The sequence below is a fragment of the Paenibacillus sp. FSL R7-0313 genome (genome assembly GCF_037969885.1).
Classification (GTDB): domain Bacteria; phylum Bacillota; class Bacilli; order Paenibacillales; family Paenibacillaceae; genus Paenibacillus.
Map to the genome: position 1 here is coordinate 5054855 of NZ_CP150219.1, position 21012 is coordinate 5075866.

18 protein-coding genes are annotated in these 21012 nt (G+C 44.6%); all 18 read right to left on the bottom strand.

The features are described from left to right. Window positions 1-42: 42 nt before the first annotated feature. On the bottom strand, window positions 43-1608 hold the full coding sequence (locus tag NSQ38_RS21950; protein ID WP_339784049.1) for an ABC transporter substrate-binding protein: 1566 nt from the start codon (window positions 1606-1608) through the stop codon (window positions 43-45). Further along, entirely contained in the window at window positions 1605-2816 is a 1212-nt protein-coding gene (locus tag NSQ38_RS21955; RefSeq protein ID WP_339784050.1) for a M20 family metallopeptidase, read from the bottom strand. Before NSQ38_RS21955 ends, NSQ38_RS21950 begins: the two co-directional genes overlap by 4 nt. Further along, window positions 2813-3565: an FCD domain-containing protein gene (locus NSQ38_RS21960; protein ID WP_036670784.1), complete on the bottom strand. Its 753-nt coding sequence runs from the start codon at window positions 3563-3565 to the stop codon at window positions 2813-2815. The genes NSQ38_RS21955 and NSQ38_RS21960 overlap by 4 nt, the downstream gene beginning before the upstream one ends. Before the next feature lie 186 nt (window positions 3566-3751). Continuing rightward, the gene (locus NSQ38_RS21965; protein WP_339784051.1) at window positions 3752-4465 is read right to left on the bottom strand and encodes a glycosyltransferase family A protein; all 714 of its coding nucleotides are present in this window, start codon (window positions 4463-4465) and stop codon (window positions 3752-3754) included. Window positions 4466-4641: 176 nt separating this feature from the next. Then, window positions 4642-5739: a Gfo/Idh/MocA family oxidoreductase gene (locus NSQ38_RS21970; RefSeq protein ID WP_062834239.1), complete on the bottom strand. Its 1098-nt coding sequence runs from the start codon at window positions 5737-5739 to the stop codon at window positions 4642-4644. Window positions 5740-5751: 12 nt separating this feature from the next. Then, entirely contained in the window at window positions 5752-6675 is a 924-nt protein-coding gene (locus NSQ38_RS21975; protein ID WP_240767998.1) for a helix-turn-helix domain-containing protein, read from the bottom strand. A gap of 24 nt (window positions 6676-6699) precedes the next feature. Further along, window positions 6700-7704 carry a Gfo/Idh/MocA family oxidoreductase gene (locus NSQ38_RS21980; protein WP_339784052.1) on the bottom strand — a complete coding sequence of 335 codons (1005 nt, stop codon included), beginning with the start codon at window positions 7702-7704 and terminating at the stop codon, window positions 6700-6702. Window positions 7705-7972: 268 nt separating this feature from the next. Continuing rightward, window positions 7973-8497: a DUF5412 family protein gene (locus tag NSQ38_RS21985; RefSeq protein ID WP_339790636.1), complete on the bottom strand. Its 525-nt coding sequence runs from the start codon at window positions 8495-8497 to the stop codon at window positions 7973-7975. A 195-nt stretch (window positions 8498-8692) separates the two neighbouring features. After that, window positions 8693-9340, bottom strand: a complete 648-nt coding sequence (locus NSQ38_RS21990; RefSeq protein WP_339784053.1) for a restriction endonuclease — start codon at window positions 9338-9340, stop codon at window positions 8693-8695. Window positions 9341-9531: 191 nt separating this feature from the next. Next, a complete protein-coding gene (locus NSQ38_RS21995; RefSeq protein WP_339784054.1) occupies window positions 9532-10605 on the bottom strand; it encodes a hypothetical protein in 1074 nt (357 codons plus the stop codon). Window positions 10606-10680: 75 nt separating this feature from the next. Continuing rightward, window positions 10681-11472, bottom strand: coding sequence for a hypothetical protein (locus NSQ38_RS22000; RefSeq protein ID WP_339784055.1), 792 nt, complete (start codon window positions 11470-11472; stop codon window positions 10681-10683). A 285-nt stretch (window positions 11473-11757) separates the two neighbouring features. After that, on the bottom strand, window positions 11758-14559 hold the full coding sequence (locus tag NSQ38_RS22005) for an alpha-mannosidase (protein WP_339784056.1): 2802 nt from the start codon (window positions 14557-14559) through the stop codon (window positions 11758-11760). Window positions 14560-14577: 18 nt separating this feature from the next. Continuing rightward, window positions 14578-15402 (bottom strand): carbohydrate ABC transporter permease, encoded by an 825-nt coding sequence (locus NSQ38_RS22010; protein ID WP_076211825.1) that lies wholly within the window; start codon window positions 15400-15402, stop codon window positions 14578-14580. Window positions 15403-15424: 22 nt separating this feature from the next. After that, complete coding sequence (locus NSQ38_RS22015; protein WP_036608294.1) at window positions 15425-16291, bottom strand: sugar ABC transporter permease; 867 nt, start codon at window positions 16289-16291, stop codon at window positions 15425-15427. Window positions 16292-16358: 67 nt separating this feature from the next. Further along, entirely contained in the window at window positions 16359-17738 is a 1380-nt protein-coding gene (locus NSQ38_RS22020; protein WP_339784057.1) for an extracellular solute-binding protein, read from the bottom strand. Between the two features lie 79 nt (window positions 17739-17817). Then, a complete protein-coding gene (locus tag NSQ38_RS22025; protein ID WP_339784058.1) occupies window positions 17818-19119 on the bottom strand; it encodes a glycoside hydrolase family 125 protein in 1302 nt (433 codons plus the stop codon). A gap of 223 nt (window positions 19120-19342) precedes the next feature. After that, a complete protein-coding gene (locus tag NSQ38_RS22030) occupies window positions 19343-20515 on the bottom strand; it encodes a GntR family transcriptional regulator (protein WP_339790638.1) in 1173 nt (390 codons plus the stop codon). Window positions 20516-20668: 153 nt separating this feature from the next. Then, the gene (locus tag NSQ38_RS22035; RefSeq protein ID WP_133384634.1) at window positions 20669-20851 is read right to left on the bottom strand and encodes a sporulation protein Cse60; all 183 of its coding nucleotides are present in this window, start codon (window positions 20849-20851) and stop codon (window positions 20669-20671) included. Window positions 20852-21012 lie beyond the last annotated feature (161 nt).

The window sequence follows — 21012 nt, forward strand, 5'->3', positions numbered from 1 at the left end:
TCACGGCCTTATCTTTTCAATGACCGGTTGTTATACCCGATGTTACTGTGCAACAGGTGTAATCTCGTCAGCATAGAACATCTCGTCACTGCGTGGCGCGAAGTTCACTTTAGCATTTGTTCCGTAGACACCTTCCATTTGGTACAGATATACCGCTGGGCGTTCTTCAGAGAAGATCTGTTGTACTTGCTGATACTCTTTCTCACGAGACGCAGGGTCCATGTTCACCAATGCCGATTGAAGCAGTTTCTCTACTTCAGGATTGTTGTAATCCGACTCGCCTTTTGCTTCTTCCAACATATAACGATTGTAGTTGTTCGAAGCATCGAACAAGGAGTTACCAATACCAATCATGAAGATTTCTTTGAATGATTTGGAGCTGTAACGTTCACTGAATGCACTTGCTTCCAGGACATCCAGGTTGATTTTGAATCCGGCTTGTTCCAGCATCGCTGCAACAACTTCAGCCTGTTCTTTGTACTGTGCGGAAACGGAGATGGTCATCTCGGCTTCACCTTCCGCATAGCCAGCTTCTTGCAGCAACTGCTTGGCTTTTTCTTGATCATAAAGTGACGTTTTGTACAATGAAGGATCAGCACCGAAGTTGCCTGGTGTTACGGATGTGCGGGTTACGATACCTGCTCCGCCGGCAATGCTGTCCACGATTCCTTGTTTGTCGATAGCCAGGTCAATCGCTTCACGTACTTTCGGATCAGCCGTGATGCTGCCTTCTGTCTGACGGAAGATCAACTGAAGCACACGTTGGATTGGTGCTTTGACAATCTTCTTGTCTGCTTCGCCTTCGATCCGAGCAATGTCCGTGGACGGAATGGAAGACGCCACATCTACACCACCAGCAAGCAATTCGGATACACGTGTGGAGGCTTCAGGAATAACGCGGAACACCACTTCATTCCATTTTGGTTCACCGTCGAAGTAGTTCTCGTTTTTCACCAGTTCCACACGATCATCTTTGGTCCATTTACTGAATTTATAAGGGCCTGTGCCTACCGGTTGTTTCAGGAAAGCATCGAATCCTTTATCCGCAATATATTTTGCTGGCAGAATGCCTGCTCCCATTTTGGACAGACGATTCAGGAGCAACGGATCTGGACCATCCGTGATAATATCTACGGTATAGTCATCCACAGCTTTAACCTCTACGATATTTTTGAAATAACTGTTTTGTTTCAGTGTCTCGTCCTTGGCTACGCGCTCCAGCGTGTATTTTACATCTGCTGAAGTGAATGGATCGCCATTGTGGAAGGTAACACCTTCACGCAGCTTAAATCTCCACGTTGTATCATCAACCTGATCCCATGATGTCGCAAGTCCCGCAACTTTTTTCTGTTCACTGTCATTTTTGATCAGATAATCAAAAACGTTGACCAGAACGGCCTCACTAGAGGTATTGTTGTTGTTGTGCGGATCGAAACTCTCGATATCGGTTGCCGCAGCAACAGTCAGTGTTGTACTTGCGCTTCCACTGCCTGTTCCTTCTGTTGCGGAACCATCATTCGTGCTTGTCGATTTTCCTCCGCAAGCGCTGAGTACCATTACGACTGCCAGTAACGTGATCCACAAGCCTGTCCATTGTCTTTTTTTCATTGTGATTGCTCCCCCTCAGAAGTGGTATTCCTTGCCAAAAATTCAAGTGCTACTGCAGACAACATGCCCACACCATATGGCATTGCTGTCTCATCGAGATCAAACATGGGATGGTGGAGCGGATAACGAGTAAATTCCTCATCATTACCAGATCCTAGTCTGAAAAACACACCCGGAATCTGTTCACAATAAAAAGCGAAATCCTCGCCCCCTGTGGAAGGTTTGATATAGTTCCATCCTTTCTCCGCATTAACCTGATTGCAGGTCTCTGTTAGCAGGTCAACCATGCCGAGATCATTCACGACAACAGGGTATCCATCGCCGTAGACGACTTCGCATCCTGCTCCGAAAGAATCACAGACCCCTTTGACAACCTGCTCGATCAAAGCTGGCATCCGCTCACGAATGGCAGGTGAGAGTGTACGAACTGTACCGATCATCTCCACTTCCGGGGCGATGGCTGTTCCCATATAACCTCCGGTGATTTTGCCAATGGTGACTACAGCGGGTTCAAGTGGATCGACCATCCGACTGACGATATTTTGCAAAGCGGTGATGACCTGAGCGGATACCGCGATTGCGTCAATGCCCTCATGCGGACGAGCTGCGTGGCCACCCTTGCCAAACACCTTGATAATCAAGGGATCAGCTGATGCAAAAGCAACGCCCTGACTTACACCCAAGGTTCCCGTGTCCTGTCCAGGTGTCATGTGTAATCCTGCGATGGCATCAACCTTCGGATTCTCCAGAACACCATCCTGGATCATGGCTCTTGCCCCTGCAAGTCCTTCTTCCGCTGGCTGGAAAATGAATTTGATGTTGCCTGATTTCGGTCTTCCAAGGCCTGTAAGCAGTTGGGCAGCCCCCATCAGGATGGAGGTGTGAGCGTCATGTCCACACAGATGCGCTTTGCCTTCTACTTGTGAGCGATATTCCACCGCTTTTTGATCCTGAATTGGCAGAGCATCCATGTCTGCGCGCAAGGCAAAGGTTGGTCCATCGGTCTCTCCGCGAAGCAGACCTGTAACCCCGGTCTGTCCCACATTGCGTGTAACTTCCAGCCCCAGGCTTTCGAGATGCTCAGCTACGATAGCGGATGTACGATGCTCCTCGTAGCCGATTTCCGGATGGCGATGCAAATCTCTGCGCCAGGCGCTTAACTGGGCTTGTAGTGGCTGAGCCAGCTGTATTAGTTCTGAACGATTCATTCGCTGTCATTCCCTTCATTTTTGTCCGATTCAGAAACCAAACGGGCATAGATTGCATCCGCCGAGAATTCGATATGTCGTTTCATCGTCTCCTTAGACTTGATGCTATCATGGGCTTTCAATGCTTCAAGAATCTCCATATGTACACCGTGATTGACGGTACGTATTCTGTCATCATAAGGCATCAAGTCGAGCGCCGGATTAATTTTGGTCCGGATCTGTCTGACGGCTCTCTCGCAGTATGGATTCCCCGAAGCCTTGGCGATGGTCAGATGAAATTTTACATCCAGCGCCCTGAACCATTCCCTTGTACAGTCTGGCTCTATACTTTGTTCCATGTAACCCTCAAGCAGCTCCAGTTCGCCTGCGGTGATCCGCTCAGCAGCGAGAAAAGCTCCCTCCGGTTCGATGATGGTTCGATATTCAAACACCTTCAGCATCTGTGACCAATCCCGTTTAATTTCTTCTCTGGTCCGTTTATGCGAATTGGCTGTCAGAGGCAGTACAAACGTTCCACCTTTGGCACCCACCCTTTTCTCAATCAAACCTTTCTCTTCCAGTGAAGAGAGTGCCTCACGAACCGTAATGCGGCTTACATTAAAAATCTCTGCCAGATCTCGCTCGGCTGGAAGTTGTTCTTCACTCATCAATTCTTTCAGAATAATGGCTTCTTCCAGTTGTTCTCTAATGAATTCACTGACCTTTTTGGTGGATACTTTCTCAAAACGAAATGAAAACGTACTCGACATCTAAACACTCCGATCTGTATATGGTCTAGACCTTATACCATTAATATAATTCCGACTAAACTTATATGCAATACTTTTTTTCAAGTAAATTCATATTTTTTTCTCACCACCTCCAAATTAAAGCATTTTGGCACAAAAAAGACGCATCTACATGCAGCAGATGCATCTTCCCTTCGTTATTCTCCTCTATAACTTCTTATTGGCAAAGGGTCTGAAATCCTCTGTAACCGCAAGTTTTTTGCTTCCCTCCAGGTAAAAGCTGTCATCCGCTCTCCAGGTATGACTCTTTTTGTTCTGTCTGCGGTGATAGACATAATTATAAGGAGAGGTCGCGTACGCTTTGAATCCTCTTTTCCTGCATTGTCTCAGGAAGGTTACATCTTCCCCTATGGAACGGTCCGTAAAGCGGACTTTTTTCAAGATCTCTCTTTTGAATAAAATAGTGCCCCCTTGTACAAATTCAACCGGTTTATTTTTTTCAGCGGGAGATCTGACCAACAGTGTCTTGGACGCACCCAAGTAGACCAGGCACGAATGTTTGCCCACAATATCACTTTTGGTCCGTCTAAGTTCTCTCACCTGCTCTGTCAAATAATACGGCGAATAGTAGTCATCATCATCAAATTTCGCAATCAACGAAAAGCGAGCCCTTGTCATGCCAGCGTTCAAGCTTTGTCCTAGCGAAATGCTCTCAGGAACTTGATATACATGAACATTGGCAAGATTCCGAACCCGGTTTTGGTATAATGCCAGATTCATACGGTCATGATTCAGGACAATGATCAGTTCTTTGCTTTTGTAATGCTGTCGACTGTAATTTTGCAGAATGTTTTCAAAAAATTGCGGCCGATTGGTACATACCACAATGGAAACACCATGACTCGTTTTGTGTTTAGTCACGACATACCCTCTTTTCAGCTTATTTTTCTCTCATCATATGTGCCGAAATAGAGTCTGGTATGGACCAATAGCTATGGCGTGTCTCAAAACTCGCTGAATTTACCAAAACACCAAAAAACCCTCTATCCCCAAATAACAGGACAAAGGGTTCTGTAATCTATTCTTTTCAGTATGTTCTATGCTTCGCTAGCGTTATTCAAGTATACAGCCTTGCCAGTGCGAGCAGATTCATAGAGGGCTTCCAGGATCTGAGATACAACCAGCGCTTGTTTTGGTGTAACGACTGGTTCCTGATCGTTCTCAATCGCTTCAATCCACTTTCTCATCTCAACATCCGGTGCGCTCTCGCTCTTACCATCGTAGAAAGCTACCCCGCCTGCACTCAGTTCAATCTCATTCGTGTATAGACGGCTGAATTTCTCGCCATTGATGCGCAGTCCGTTCTTCATATCCGCACCCGCTTCGCTGCCACTCAAGCTACATTTCGCCTCATCCACATCCAGTGAGTTCAGTGCCCAACTGGATTCCAGCATAATCGTTGCGCCATTCTCCATCACAATCATGCCGAAGGCCGAGTCCTCTACAGAGAATTGTTTTGGGTCCCACGGGCCCCAGGCATTGGCCGCATTTTCACGTTGCGAAAGCTCATGATAGGTCGTACCTAGCACAACTTTTGGTTGATAGTTATCCATCATCCAGAGCGTCAGATCGAGTGCGTGCGTACCAATGTCAATCAACGGGCCGCCACCTTGTTTCTCCTCATCCAGGAAAACACCCCATGTTGGTACTGCTCTACGTCTAATCGCATGTGCTTTGGCAAAATAAATATTACCCAGGTCACCCGCTTCGCACACCTTCTTCAAATACTGACTGTCTTCTCTGAAACGGTTGTTGTATCCGATGGTCAATTTCTTGCCGGTACGTTCTGCCGCTTCCAGCATGAGCTGTGCTTCAGCAGATGTCTTCGCCATTGGCTTTTCACACATCACGTGTTTGCCTGCCTCCAGAGCAGCAATGGAAATCTCGGCATGAGAAATATTCGGCGTTAGCACATGCACAATATCCAAAGACTCATCCTTGAGCAATTCCTGATAATCCGTGTAGACTTCGGCTTCAGTAGTGCCATATTTCTGTTTGGCTTCATCCGCACGTTCCTGAACGATATCGCAGAAAGCCACCAGTTCAACATTATCCAGTTTACTCAGACTCGGCAGATGTTTGCCATTCGCGATTCCCCCACAGCCAATAATTCCGATACGATATACTTTACTCATATATATTCACCCTCACTTAAGTATTGGTTGTTTCATTTTACGAAAAGCCGACGGGGTCATCCCCAGCCGTTTGCGAAATACAGCATGCAAATAGTTGGCATTATTGAAGCCTGAAGCGAGAGCAATCTGTTCGATAGATACGTTACTTTCCTCCAGATTACGGCACACAGCGCGCAGACGAATATCCTCCAGTACGCGGCTGAACGGCATCTCCGGCTGTACTTGATAGAAGATTCGCTGCAATTGTCTGCTGCTGATATGAAGTTTCTCAGCTACATGCTCCAGCGTGACCACGGTAGGGTGATTCGCCTCCATATACTGCACTGCATACTCATAGCGATATACCGACATATCCCGCACAGGGGCTTCCGGTCGATTCCCCCCGGTGTCGTATGCTCGCACGGTTTTGAGTAATATGCTGATGACCAGTTGCTTGATCGATGTATAATAACCTAACAATTTCTGATCACATGCCTCGTAGGCTTCCAAAAAACAATGCATCGCCCGATGATAATCATTCACCGGAGTAAGCGGAAGCGTTCTCAGCTTTTCAATCGTTTCCTCGGATTCAGCTGCTTCCCAGGGATCGACATGTTCTCTTGGCTTGTGAACGATATCCACATGAAGACATAATTCATCCATGTCCTCTTTGGCATCAGCCTCCTGGTAATGAACGACACCCGGTCCAGTCAAATAAAGCATACCTTCCGAGAGTGCATGTGTCTGATCATCGAGAATAACTTTGCCTTTACCTCTCGGGATAAAATGAAACTCAAACTCCGCATGATTATGGAAATCCACAACTCGGCCCGCTGGAAAAGAAGTCAGATGAAATCGCATCACGCGAATCTCATAATGTCCCCAAACCATTAGAATATCCAGTCTCTCCAGGAGATCCTGCCGTTCAAGCATTTTCTCATAAGGATACAGGCTCAAGATTGCACACCTCCTTAATAAAACCTAACCCTTCAACTCATTGAGAGCTATTCTACGTTCTTCCTTGGCAGAGAGATTCGCAGCTTCCATCAAACGGGTCAGCTCCATAGCGATCTGCACGTTTTCAGTTGCATCCGTATCATTCTGTATATGTGCAACCCACTGATTGAATGCGCTTTCTCTTTTGTCTGCTAAAGGAAGTTCAGTCCAGTCATTATATTTCCCCTGTGCTGCTTTTGTACGAATCAATAACTTGTCATCAGGTGTTCCATACAGAAGTGTACCTTCCGTACCATGAACCTCAATCGTAAACGGAGAATGGCTGTTCACAAAACCAGCTTCAACAACGCCGACTGCTCCGGAATCCGTAAACAAGGTTGCAACTGCATTATCTTCCACTTCTTTGCCTGTAATGTATCCGAAGTTCGCATTAACCGCTGTTACTTCCTGACCCAAAAACAGTTTGGCCAGATACATTGGATGGCACCCCAGATCAATCAGTGCACCGCCCTGACAATCCTTCAGATCATAGAAGTGTTCAGGCAACCAGTTCGAGATCGCTCCATCATGCGATAAACGCGCTCTAACATAAGTCACTTTGCCAAGTAATCCTTGGTTAAGTACATCCTGAATCGTTAGCGTATACCCTGCATTCAGACGAGGTAAGGAGACCGTCATTTTGACTTTGTTTGCCTTTACCTCATTAAGGATTCTGTTGGATTCCGCCTGTGTCGACGCAATAACTTTCTCCGTGAAGATGTGTTTACCTGCTTTTGCAGCAGCGGTGATCACTTCTTCATGGATGCGGGTTGGCGCATCTACAATAACGGCATCGATGTCATCCTTGGCCAGCATATCTTCAAGCGAAGCATAGAATGGTACGTTTAAGCGTTCAGCCGCTTCCTGCCCCCGCTTGGCATCTTCATCCCACACAGCGGCGATGACTGTATCCTCATGTTCTTGTGCCTGCTTGATGTAATCCCATGCGTGAACATGCCACAAGCTAATTTTCCCAATTCGAATGGTCACTGTTGTCTTACCTCCATACTATATAATATTCTGACATTTATCTATAAGTTATCACAGACTTAATCTATTTTTAATAGAAACTCACGACAATAAATGTATAAAATCACGACATGTTTAACTTCTTCTATTCATTCATATAAAACCTCAAAGGATTCTTGATGACGATCACTCCTCTTCTATCCATCTTTTTGTCGAAACGCAAAAAAGCGAAACTCCGCACCAAAAGAATTTCACTTTAGATATCAGTTAAGAAAAAAATCTTAGAAAATTAAGGGCTACGGCGTACAGTTTCACCGTTTAATAAATTAACTTTTTGATCATTAATTGAAATGGTATGGTTATCAACCCATTCCAAGTCTACCTGATCCGTCTTTCCCTCATAATAAAATACTCTTTTAAACCAAAGCGGGCCTTTCAATTCCCCCATAACGCCAAACGATCCCATGGCTCCAGCGTCAGTTTTATAGAAACTTATTGTATAGTGCTTATCTGGTGAATGTGTAGTCGTAAGTAATTGTTTGTACCCAGAAAATATCGATGTAAATGACAAAGCACCCAAAAGGATGAAGATCAATGCTAAGGATAGAACCGTTGAGATCCAACTTCTTACCTTCGTAGACTTGTTCGATGTATCTTTAAAACCAAGTATGGCTAGAGCCAGTCCTAAAATAGAAAGAATTAGTATTACATAGGTTGGAGGACTAACTAGCCATTTATTATTCATATGAGAATATAGTGAGTACATCGAAACAAAGTACAAAATCAGGACTAAAAACAAAGCAATCCAGCTCATTTTTTTCACTAAAATTGAACCCCCTCTTCCCACAAATAGATTACACTTAGTGAACCTGAATGTGTCACCCATCTCCATCCCTGAATAAATACAGAATTAAATATTATGTATGAAAAGCCACCAAAATCATTCATTTTAGATAGAATACTCGTTTATTGATCAATCATCACAAAATCTACTGAATAATTCATATGTTCACTTACTCATCACTTTTTTTACATACTTTTCTGCCTTGTAATCTTTTCGAACCTCATGTAGCGTATTGCTATTCGATTCCGACCAGGATTCAAGTATCATCCTCGGTTCCCCTTCAATGATGTCACGCGCCTCAATAATATCACCGTCTCTAAAAGCCTCAATCACATGAATTAAGTCAGTTCGATCAATCAACTTTACAAAGTTAATACCAGCTAATGTCTCACACGACTCTGTGAAGTGGGATGAAGTAATTACGATTGCTTTCTTAGCCTTGTAATATCTCATGCAAGAAAACACCTCTTGTACAGCGCTGATGCCGACCGGATACTCTATTGAGTATCGCTTTGCTTGAATGACATTTCTAACACCTTCCCGATCAGTGAAAACTACGTCTGCACCAAAATCGCGACTTCCTAACGTTTTGTAGACTCCTGAATAACCCAACTCCATTAACAATCTGTACAAGTACATCTCGAAGCCAGAGCCATCCTCCATCCTGTCTATATCAGCAATAGTAATCGCTTTTAAGTCGTAATTCTCCTTAAAGAGTACCGCTGATTTCTTTTGTTTACGTGTCAAACTCAGAATCCAAAGGCTAAGTGCAACAATCACTACAACGATGAATACAAATAAAATATAGATCATTAGTCTACCTCCATTACAACAAACTAGAGCACAATAATACCACATTTTTCTATATTGGAGATAAAACGAAATAGATATCCACTTTTTAAAGAACGTGTTTTAACGAAAACTAAAAAACGCCACAATTGGTGAAGTGACGTTTAGCTCTAAGGATTAATGGCTTATAATATAGTGTTTAAGGAGAATTTAATTTATTTTTTTATTGGATTCGTTAACAGCATAAAATTATTAATGAAGCCCTCTTTTTGAAGAAATATGGCTTCAACTTGTTGCGTTTTCAAATCATAGAAATAAATCCCTCGTTCCTGATTTTCTTTTGCTTGTGTATTTTCTCCGAGGAAATAGAAACCCTGCCCGTCTTTGGACAAAAACAATTCACTGCTGGCCTTAATGGGAAGATCAATTTCGTTTCTTTCTCCTGTTTTAATATTAACCATACTATATTTAATTGGATACTTGTTGATATGCTTTGCAGTGGCAATTAGAATTTGGTCTCCCCTTGTTGATAAGGTTAAAATTTGTTCCTCCGTTAGTTCAATAACCTTGCGTGTCTGTTTAGAGATTGGATCTATCTCAATAATCGTATGGTTTGGAGGAACCATCGGTGTTTGCGTTTTATTGGACTCCTCCATATGATTATATTGATCCTCTTCTGAATATTGGATGGCATAGGATTTTCTTGTTTCTGGATCATAAGAAATATCCCATGTTGTTGTATCCGAATCATTGTCATTCAATATGGTCATTTCTTGAGTTTCTTTATCAAAGAACATAACTTTGACAGGCCGTTCTCCGTTCTTAACAGCAGCCATAACCAATGTATGATCAACGGTATCCGGAATTATCGAATTGATTGCAAATAAGTCGGAGCTTAATTGCTGGGTGATCTGTGTTTTTATATCATAGGAAAACAATTCGTCACCCTTATCTTTTCCAGATCCCGAGTAGTATATGGTGTCTTCTGCTAAGGAAGCCACTGTTAAGGGATATTGAGAGTTATAGGGTAAATCAGCTAATTTAGTTAGATTCTTAGAGAGGATATCATATGTGTATACTCTCATTACCATTCCATCATTGGTATCTTTTCCATTAACATACTCGGTGTTTGTAATTGAAAGATATTCATGAGTTTGTGGACCTATGGTTTGCATATCAGTGGGGTTCACTTTTTCAATTGTTGGTTTTTCGGAACTACATCCCCCAATGAAGAGAATTAGGGTAATTATGACTGGAATATATTTTGTGATTGAAAAATTTTTTTTCATGATTCATCATCCTTTTCATTAAGAAGATAGGATAAGGAGGCGAATATATCGCCCCCTTTATAATAATCTTATAAATTAAAATGTATAGAAGTATCTTCCTTTAAACGATAGGGAGGAAGACCATTTTAGGTCAAAAAGTTCTACTCCAGTTTTCCAAATATCTAATGTCGCGTCTGGAAGTGCTCCATTATCTCTCTTAGTTACATTCGCAAATACATTATTATCCAAATTCCGCGCATCCAAAACTTGCTCATATTTAGGATTATCTATATCCCCTCTTGTTGCTGCATCACCTTTTTTCAGAGTGTTACTGTTTTCGCCAGTTGTATCAGTAAAATTAGTGAATCGTCCCTCACCAAGAACAGTGCTCGTTGTAATTGTAATTTTATTATTGTTATCTCCATAAGTATAGGTTCCCGCTGCTTTTCTAGTGCCCCTTGGTAGGGCTTTATAAGCAGCTAATGCGAAGTCGTTCCCTTGAGGGAAAACAAACTCCTTTATGTAACCCTCGCCATCGTATATAACTTTCAAACCTGGCTGTGGAAGAGGGTTCTCAACTTTATATACAGGCAAGTTTTTTGCTTCTGCTTTTATTTTTTCAATGAATTCTTCTTCAATTTTTAATTTATCAAGATCTACTTTTTGTGTGACACTCTTTGTTGTTTGACCTTGATAAACGGAAGGGATATTTACTGGTTCACCCTTTTCCAAAATAACCATCTGATTGGATCCGTCATACTCTAATATTGTTCCCGCCTGCATTCTGGTAGGAATTATACTAACTGATTCTTCTGCATATGCGAAAGAAGCGACACTACCAACAAATAAGGATGCTGTAACTAATAAAGCTGATACCACTTTTTTCATTTTTATATCTCCCTCTCAATTATTAAATATATTTGAAAGCTGGCCAGCTATTCAAAACTCTCTATTATGGGAAATAAGTATTTATATAGAATAGAATACATCCTTTTACAAATTAAGTCAATAAATAAAATATTAATTAGTTGATTGTACAAAATAACCTATATCAAGTAAAAAAGCCGCTATAATTAGCGACTTTTACTTGCTGAATTTCTTGACTAACAAAAACCCCCTGTCCACACTACCGTGAACAGGAGGTTTCTATAATTATGATGTTCAAAAATCAATTCAGCGTAACGCATACCCTTGTGTAATAATTTTAAACCCAGGTACCGTCTGGCTATGCCCCTCTAACGTGTCCTTAACCCGTTCCAGCACGTCGCTCTCGTAAACGGAGGCACATTCGAATCCAGTTTGCACGTTCAACTCAACCGGTTCGGAGTTCAGATTATACCAGCGAGCAATCACATCTCCGGTTTCCTCCGCGATCTTCAGTGTGGAGAAGGCTAGTGTCGAGCCTTGTGCATTCCACGCTAACCATTGCTTCGAGAGAGGTAGTTCCACCTTGTGCCCATTAGCTGTGGCATGACCTTCTTGCTCAAATGTATACGCAAGTGCTCCTAGCTGCACAGTCGTCCACGGAATCGGATACGCATAGGCGGATGCACATGCACCTGACTGTGCCGCATCGCCCGCAAATGGAATAATCGCATATTCCACGCTCTGAGGTCCTAGACATTGGGCTTCTGGTGTTTCAAACACACCCCAATCTCCCAGTTCCGAAGAGGCACGCAGCAGCGTAACCGCAATCGTACTGCCCTCTTCATGCTGTAAAATCTCGTACTCATTCAGCCCTTTGTTTGCAATCATCAAGCCATGATCACCATCGGACACATGTACAAACGCTTGCTGATGCTGCGCATTACTCGGATTCACCCATTCTTTGGCCGGTGTATTGGAACGTTTGGCAATTTCAAAGATGGAATCCGCATAATGATCCTCTGTCAGCAGTCTTGATGGAAAGAGTGCGCGCAGTCGATGATCCTTGGCCTGATTGTTGAATTCAGACTTTACCTTGACCATATTACTGCCTGCTTCCAATGTATACGTTGTCGTAATCACAAGCGGAACGGTGTTCTTAACTCGCTGCGCCTTTCGTTCTGTAAAAGGAACCATTTGGCGTTTTTCAAGTTCGAAAAGTTCATCTGCTTCAGCAGGAATATCCCAGCGTAATACACTTTCCATAACTGCACGATACGGAGACTGCTCCACAATCCGCAGGTCTGCATTCAGATGCTCCGTGGTCAGCGTTGTCTCTCCCTCAGGTTGACGGTAGACATATTCATTGCCGATATCACCGGTATTCTCATACGAATTCAACCCCCTGTAAACAGCACCAGAGACTTTATCTTCAATCGTTGCCGTACCATTCTCTTCAACCGTCACCCGCAAATGACCGTTCTCCATCATCATTCCCTGAACCAGGATGAGTTCGCTCGTATCGGGCACTTCAGCAATCTCAGCAATCTCTGCTGGCTTCTCTACTGGAATGAGAGCATATGTCTTATAACCCAGCGAAGGTACATCCACCGCCTGGAAAGTAACTCTTACTTTACGAGCCATATAAGGCTGTCGGAAGCGATCTTTCGGAAGTTCATAGCCGAAATGTGCACCCAGATCCTTGATTTCTGCCGAATACACGTGTCCATCCGAATCGATCAGCTGATACGCTGCCAGTGCATCTTTTTCCACCTTCTGCGCAAGTGCCTGAGGATTAGGACCTTCTGGGAAAAATGCTTTGTCCACAATTAGGTCCATCTCAATGATTCCATTTCGATTCCATCCACTCGTGTTGAACACAGTGAACAGCACTGCCTCCTCTCCCCAAGTCTCAGCAGGTTGCACACGGATGGACTCAGCAATCGCCTGCGCGCTCTGGGAAACCAATTTCTCTGCAAGCTGTCTGCTCTTGGCAAAGCGGGTCACCATCTCACGGTGAACCTCATCCACACTGCACCCACAGATGCTATCATGTGGGTGGTTCTGCATCAGCATCTTCCATGCATGCGTCAATAGATGATGCGGATAATCTTTCACCCCGGCCATATGCGCCATGGCGGCCAGTGGTTCGGCTACTTTTTCAAGCAACGTCTGCCCTTGCTGATTCAACTGTTTCAGATAAACCCTTGCGGATGCCGTATTCACCAGTGTTCCCCAACCATCCGTATGCTGACTGCGAAGTTCCCCCTCAATGGTCGCCAGATGCTCAGGGACTTCCGTCGTAACAGCCTCAATGTAATCATCAAAATTGGAGTGGATAAATTCCACATCAGGATACAAGGTCGCTGCCGTGCGCAAAGCCTCGGGCAGATCCGTCTGGATCGGCTGATGATCACAACCATTCATGAACAACAGATGTGGAGTCGAGGCGAATTTCTCGGCATCTTCCAGAGTTTTATCCCAATACGCTCGGGCTTTCTCCGGATCAACCGGAACTTCCATCCCATTGCAGTACCAATTCGCGAACAAAATGCCGAGCACTTCCGAACCATCCGGCGAACGCCAGATCATCTCGGAATAGGGAGATTCGTAACTGTCTGCATCAACCACCGCATTATTGAATCCGGTGGGCTTTACCCCACGCCCAAAGATCGCGTTATGAATATCCGCCTGTTGCAGGATCTGCGGTGCCTGTCCCATATTTCCGAATGAGTCTGGGAAGTATCCTGTCTTGGATATCACACCTAAAGGTCGAGCATCACGATGACCGATGAGCAGATTACGCAAGTTGGCCTCACTGCTGGTCAGAAACTCATCCTGTAACACATACCATGGGCCAAAATGAATACGTCCTTCGCGGATATAACGGTCAAGTCTCTCCTGCTGTTCGGGCCGAACCTGCAAATAATCTTCTCGAATAATCGTCTGCCCATCCAGATGGAAATAACGATATTCCGGGTCCTGATCAAGCGTGTCCAGCAGTTTATCCATCAGCTCAATGAGCAGTACATGATGGTGTTCATAAGGCATATACCATTCGCGATCCCAATGGGTATGCGAGATGAGATGTGCCGTCTTTTTGGTTGTCATGTTGCGTACCTCCTGTCATTAACCTTTGGTTGCCCCGCCCATGCTGAAGCCCTTGGACATGTAGCGCTGGGAGAAGATGTACAGCACAACCGAAGGCATCGTATAAAGTAGTGAAAATGCAGCCAATCTGCCGTATTCAACCATGCCGTGGCTGCCGAAGAATTGATAGATCGTGACCGATGCCGGCAGTTTCTCCGGTGTCTGGAGCAGGATGTATGGCACGAAGAAGTTACCCCAACTCCCCGAAAAGGTAAATATCGCTATCGTTGCAATACCGGGCAACATCAGCGGAGCCACGATTCGTCTCAAGCCGTTCCATACGGACGCACCGTCAATCCATGCCGATTCTTCCAGATCAATCGGCACCGAATCCATGAAGTTTTTCATCATCCAGATGCCGTACGGAAGTGAGGATGCCGTCAGGAACAGCATCGTGGCAATGATGCTATTTTGCATTTTGAAGAACAGAAACATCTGAAATACCGGAACCATCACGGCAGTAATCGGAAGAGCTGTCATGAACAGAATGGATAACAAGAAGCTTTTTTTGAATCTCATTTCGTAACGGGATAAAGGATACGCAGCAAGCACCGACACCAGAACAACCAATATCGCTTGCCCTCCCGACAGAATCAGGCCTACACCGAATGAACGAAGATTGCTCGAATCCCCGAGTACATCCTTGAAATTTTGAATGGTCCAGGTACTGGGCATTTTGATGCCCTGCTGCGCGTTCGGGTCAAATGAAGCCAGAATGATCCAGAGCAGCGGCAATAAAAAACAGAGCCCTAGAAAAACTAAAATCCCGTACTGGATTTTGCGTTGAAGCCCATGTTTGACCATAGGGATCGAACCTCCTTCATGGTTACACTTTCACTTTCATGGATCGCATGTAGAACAGGCTGGCGATAATACCAATGAACAACAGAACCAACGAGATGGCTGTGCCGTATCCAAACTGATAGTTCACAAAGGCCTGGTTATACATGAAGATCGGCAAGGTTTGTGTCGAAGTACCCGGGCCACCACCGGTCATCGTATAGATCAGCGTGAACACACCCAACGTCTGTAGGGTTACCAACATCATGTTGGTCACGATGGACCCTTTTACCATTGGAATCGTAATGTGTCTGACAATCTGGAACCCGGTGGCACTGTCAATAATCGCAGCTTCTTCAACTTCCTTCGGGATATCATCCAGTGCCGACTGATAGACCATCATCGAAAAGGCTGTGCCGTGCCAGATATTCGCGATAATGACACTCACCATAGGGAAACTGAACAACCAAGAGACTGGATTCGCTCCAAACCAGCCGAGGATCTGATTCAATGAACCATTGTCACTGAAAAAGGCCACCATACAGAATGCCACAACAATCTCGGGTGTCACCCAACCGGCAATGACGATGATCCCGATGACCCGGCGGAACGTCACATTTTTCTCCTTCATTAGAAGTGCCAGAATGAACCCAAGCAATACCTGACCAATCACTGCGGAGAAGATGAGAAAGACCAGCGTACGCCAGACACTAATGCGAAAGTCAGGATCATGGAACATATTAATGAAATTCTGGAATCCAACAAACTCCAAACTCTTGGCTGCCGCCCCGGTCAGAGCCATGTTCGTAAAGGCAAAGCAGATCGTCAGAATGATGGGAACAATGAAAAACACAAGTAATAACAGTACGGAAGGCATTAGAAACAGAAATGAACCTGGTGCTTTCCTTTTCATAAGTCACTCTCCATTCGAACCGGAAAAAGGGGAGATTGTGCCTCCCCCTCCGAATATATCGATATCCTTATTTCTCTTCGATGCTGTCCGCGCCAAGGGAACGGGATACGTTGTCCTTCAATTGCGTAATTCCCTGTTCCGGCGTCAGCTTGCCAGAGGCAATACTCTCAACAATGCTTTGCAATTGTGCGGATACTGCTGCATATTGATCGTTCGCTGGACGGAAGTGGGCCACATTCAAGAGTTCCTGTGCTTCTTTGGTATATGGACGATCCGTATAACCTTCAACTTCCGTGGAATCATTACGTGGACTGAGGCTGCCTTCCGCTACTACACGAGCAGTCGCATTTTCCTTATTCATCAGGAACTCGATAAATTTCCAAGCCTCTTCCTTGTTCTTCGCTTGTGCAGGAACAGACCAAGCCCATCCTCCGGACATCGTAGTTGCTCCAGGCTCTTCCCCATTTTGTGTTGGGAATGGTGCAAAGCCTATTTTCTCTTCAACGTTGGCGATTGGAGCAGCGCCGTTCTCGGCCCATGTTGAACCTGCCCAGCTACCATCTACAGCCATCGCCAGTTTGTCTTGCGGGAACTGTTGCTGGAAAGCAATACTGCCAGCTTGTCCATTTAAGGCAACCTGCATGGTCGGACCTGTTTTATCCGTGTTAAACACTTGATCTATGAATTTAAAGGAATCCAGAAGGCCCGGGCTGTTAACGACCCATTTCTTGGTGGTGTCGTCGTACAGCGTATCCGCCGTACCATAGAGCAGCATTTCCAGCGTTTGCATGGTGACACCTTCACCGTTTGCTTTGCCCACGATCATATTAAGCGGTGTCACACCTGGCAGTTTTTGCTTGATGGTACGTGCTGCTTCGAGTACTTCTGCCCAACTTGCAGGTTTGAATGGAACTTCAAGTCCCGCCTGTTGAAACAGTTCCTTGTTGTACCAGATTCCGCGTGTATCCGAGGTAGCCGGAACGCCATACACTTTGCCGTCTTCGCCAGTAACCCCTGCCTTCAGGTTGTCGATGATGTGTTCTTCCCAATCGGGCCATCCCTGAACTTGTGTATCCAGCGGCTCCAGATATCCCGCCGCAGCATCGGATTTGATGATGGATGTATCTTCGGCAATGACATCAGGCGCTGTATCCGGGGATTTCATTTGCAGAACCATTTTGGACGTATAATCGCCTTCACTTGCCAGTACAGGAGCAATGTTGATTTTGATATCCGGGTTTTCTTTCTCGAATTGATCCACCAAGCCTGATTGGAAGAACTTCGTAAGTGTATCTTCCGATCCTGAAGAACGGAACGATACAGTTACTTCCTTCTTGCCGTCACTGGTTGTGCCTGTGCTTGAGCTTCCGCCTGAACAGGCTGTAGTTAGAATGAGCAAGGATGTCATAACTGCTGCTACCGGCATTTTCAATGATATTTTTCTCATGATTCGCTCTCCTCTTTGTCGGAATTCAACGAACTCCGAACGTTATGATGTACTCGCAGGTTCTCTCTTGCTTCCCTATCTATTTCTGTACGCGGAATCCGCAATAATCCATAATCAGTTCACTAAAGAGCATGTTGGACCATGAAAACCATGGACGTGTATATTCATGTGGATCGTTGGCCGAAAAGCCTTCATGGGTCAGTCCGGTATCCGCATCCGTCTTATGGATAAGCTGAAGCAATCGTAGTTTTTCGTTGCGATCCCCTGTAGTTAGCCCTTGCATCGATAAAGCGATATGCCAGATGTACCCTTCTGGTGTATGCGGACTACCGATTCCCGCTGCTGCTGTTCCCTCATAAAAATACGGGTTGTGCGAGGATAGAATGAAACGGCGTGTATTCTGATAAACCTTGTCATTCTCATCTACATATCCGAGATAAGGTAAAGACAGCAGGCTCGGAACATTGGCATCATCCATCAAATTGTGATTGCCTTTCCCATCTGTTTCATACGCATATATGGTTCCATATTCCGGATGTTCAACGGTGCCATAGTCCTGAATACCTTTGTTGATCTGTTCCTCCAACTGCTTAGCAGTCGCTGCCAGCGTTTCATCCTCGAACACCGCTTCAGCAATTTCCTGCAGATATCGAAGCGCCACAACGGCGAACATATTGGATGGAATCAGATAACCATATTCACAGCGATCGTCGCTGGGACGGAATCCCGACCAAGTCATGCCGGTGTAGGCTGTTTCAGTACCTCGTCCCTCTCGGCTGAGCGTATCGGTTTCAGGAGCATCCAGACGTTGGAACGTGTAGGGTGATTTCGTCTCATGATGTTGCTCCACTTGCCATAACTGCATGATGATCTGGGCTGCTTTACGGAACGTATCATTGAATTGAGTTGTTCTCCCCGTGTTCTTCCACAGGAGATAACTGAGCTGAATCGGATAAGCCAGTGAGTCGATCTCATACTTCCGTTCCCAGATCCAATCATTCATCTGCGTCAGATCTTCCTGATGTCCTTTCCCACTCTCCGTCTCATTAAAAGCGTTTGCATAAGGGTCCAGCAGAATATAATTCAGTTGACGTTCAACCAGTCCAGCGATCATGTCGGCGATATCTTCATCCTCTGAAGCCAGAACCAGATAAGGTCTGACCTGAGCGGCAGAATCACGTAACCACATGGCAGGGATATCTCCCGTAATCACAAAAGTTGTCCCATCTTCTTTGCGCTGAATTGTGGTCGCCATCGTATTGGTAAAACAGTTTTTGAACATTTGGTTAAGTTCCGGATAATCCGGCATACGTTTGTTAACCCGATCAATCATGTCGTATATCGAGGGAGAAATTTCTTGATCATCTCTGGGTGTCAGCATGTTGTCCTCCTTATGTAATCCAGTTTGTTAACCGCTTTCATCATCCTAAAACGAATATAATGTTATGTCAATATATTTATTTGTATATTAGCATGTTATTTTAATTTCACCACACTAAATAGTATACCAATTAAGGTAATGTGTCCCTTTTTATCCACAACAAAAAGAGACCTCGTTTCCACGAAGTCCCTCTTTAAACACAATAATTATAAAGCCGCTAAAATTAACCCTTTTGTTTCACCATACTCGTTGATTTGCCCTTCACCAAGCGGGCAGGCAAAATAACTCTGTTCACTGCCATTTCGTTGTTCTGCATACTTTGAAGCACCATCTCGAATGCCTGTTTTCCCATATCAAACTGGCTTTGTCTCATATGTGTTATACGGCTTCCTTCGGCAGCGTTTGGACTGTCAAAGCAAATGATGGACATATCTTCTGGAATTCTCAGACCAAGCCGATCCGCTGCCTGTTCTGCAAGTAAAGCAATATGATACTCCGCAGCAAAGAGTGCAGTAATCTGGGGGTATATCTGTAAATGTTCCACCAATGTCTCCACATCACGGACCTCGACTTGAGGATCAAACACACTTGGCAGTGTCGAAAGAAAAGATTCTAACCACAGTTCCTTGTTCACCAGAACCCCTTGATCATGATGAGCCTCAATGATTCCTTCAATTCGTTCTTCAATCGGTGTAGTGTTCGCCGGAGGCTGCGTCAGAAAAGCGATATGTCGGTGACCGAGATCGAACAAATAATTCATCCCTTCTCGCGCCGCGCCTACATTATCCGTACTGACAGAAGAAGCCGGAATGCCTTTCAAGTACCGGTCAATCAGGACAAACGGGAATTTGTTAACAACCAGTTTAAGAATTTCATCGCTGAAATATTCACCCTGTGCCGGGAAAATAATCAATCCATCCACACCCAGTTCCAGCAGTTCCTGAATGCTCTGTTCCTCCTGCTCAGGAATTCCGAAGGATCGTCTAACTACAAGAAAACAATCATGCTCTCGCGAAGCTTCTTCCATCCCATATAGTAGTTCTGTACCATACATATCACTGAAGTTAGTAATGACAAGACCAATGAGCAGCTTCTTCTCTGGATCTTTAACCGCAGCACGCGGAGCAAGTCTGTTAGGTCTTTCCTGTAACACATCTGCTGTATCGGCTACAAAAGAACCCCGTCCTGGCTGACGAACAATTAATTGTTCACTCGCCAGCATCTCAAGCGCCTTTTTAGTTGTAATCCGGCTAACTCCGAATTCATCACATAACTCCTTCTCCGAAGGAACACGCTCACCCACTTGATATTGATGAAGCTGTATCCGTTCGCGCAAGGATTCAAAGATCTGTTCATACATCGGCTTGGATGCCGAATCTTTCCCCAATACAAGCACCTCCATAAATACCCATACTTCTCATGTTCTACATCCTAATATATCATGTTATATCATTAATGTGAAGAAAGAGACGGCTCACCTTGTGTCCTATGAGAGCAAAAGAAAAAGCATCCCGATGGATGCTTCATTTCCAAAAGTTCATTATTAAATTTATTTGGCGTAGATAACCATAGCCGAATAATGATTTATAACGTAACCTCCGTTAGTAACGGATACTTCAGAATACTTGATATCCACTACATTCACAGTATTGATCCCATTTAAAAATTCATTCATTTCTTTCTCCAACTCTACAGTACTTGTATTTTCAAATATTCTCACTTGTGTTCTCATCGTTCATCTCCCTAACCATCTAATAATGACTTAAGGGATATTATACGTCTTTGATGCATTTAGGTCGCATATCAAACTTCGCTGTGTATCAGGGATAAATGGTTTGATAGCCGAGTAATCTTAGGCGTCAGATATGAATTGATACAACAAAAAGCCGACAA

Bases quoted from the DNA above. Each gene is read 5' to 3' on its own strand.
- NSQ38_RS22035 (WP_133384634.1), bottom strand. From the start codon at position 20,851: ATGAGAACACAAGTGAGAATATTTGAAAATACAAGTACTGTAGAGTTG.
- NSQ38_RS22010 (WP_076211825.1), bottom strand. From the start codon at position 15,402: ATGGTCAAACATGGGCTTCAACGCAAAATCCAGTACGGGATTTTAGTT.
- NSQ38_RS21990 (WP_339784053.1), bottom strand. From the start codon at position 9,340: ATGATCTATATTTTATTTGTATTCATCGTTGTAGTGATTGTTGCACTT.
- NSQ38_RS22015 (WP_036608294.1), bottom strand. From the start codon at position 16,291: ATGAAAAGGAAAGCACCAGGTTCATTTCTGTTTCTAATGCCTTCCGTA.
- NSQ38_RS21955 (WP_339784050.1), bottom strand. From the start codon at position 2,816: ATGAATCGTTCAGAACTAATACAGCTGGCTCAGCCACTACAAGCCCAG.
- NSQ38_RS21995 (WP_339784054.1), bottom strand. From the start codon at position 10,605: ATGAAAAAAAATTTTTCAATCACAAAATATATTCCAGTCATAATTACC.
- NSQ38_RS22025 (WP_339784058.1), bottom strand. From the start codon at position 19,119: ATGCTGACACCCAGAGATGATCAAGAAATTTCTCCCTCGATATACGAC.
- NSQ38_RS21970 (WP_062834239.1), bottom strand. From the start codon at position 5,739: ATGAGTAAAGTATATCGTATCGGAATTATTGGCTGTGGGGGAATCGCG.
- NSQ38_RS22000 (WP_339784055.1), bottom strand. From the start codon at position 11,472: ATGAAAAAAGTGGTATCAGCTTTATTAGTTACAGCATCCTTATTTGTT.
- NSQ38_RS22020 (WP_339784057.1), bottom strand. From the start codon at position 17,738: ATGAGAAAAATATCATTGAAAATGCCGGTAGCAGCAGTTATGACATCC.
- NSQ38_RS22005 (WP_339784056.1), bottom strand. From the start codon at position 14,559: ATGACAACCAAAAAGACGGCACATCTCATCTCGCATACCCATTGGGAT.
- NSQ38_RS21960 (WP_036670784.1), bottom strand. From the start codon at position 3,565: ATGTCGAGTACGTTTTCATTTCGTTTTGAGAAAGTATCCACCAAAAAG.
- NSQ38_RS21950 (WP_339784049.1), bottom strand. From the start codon at position 1,608: ATGAAAAAAAGACAATGGACAGGCTTGTGGATCACGTTACTGGCAGTC.
- NSQ38_RS21985 (WP_339790636.1), bottom strand. From the start codon at position 8,497: ATGAGCTGGATTGCTTTGTTTTTAGTCCTGATTTTGTACTTTGTTTCG.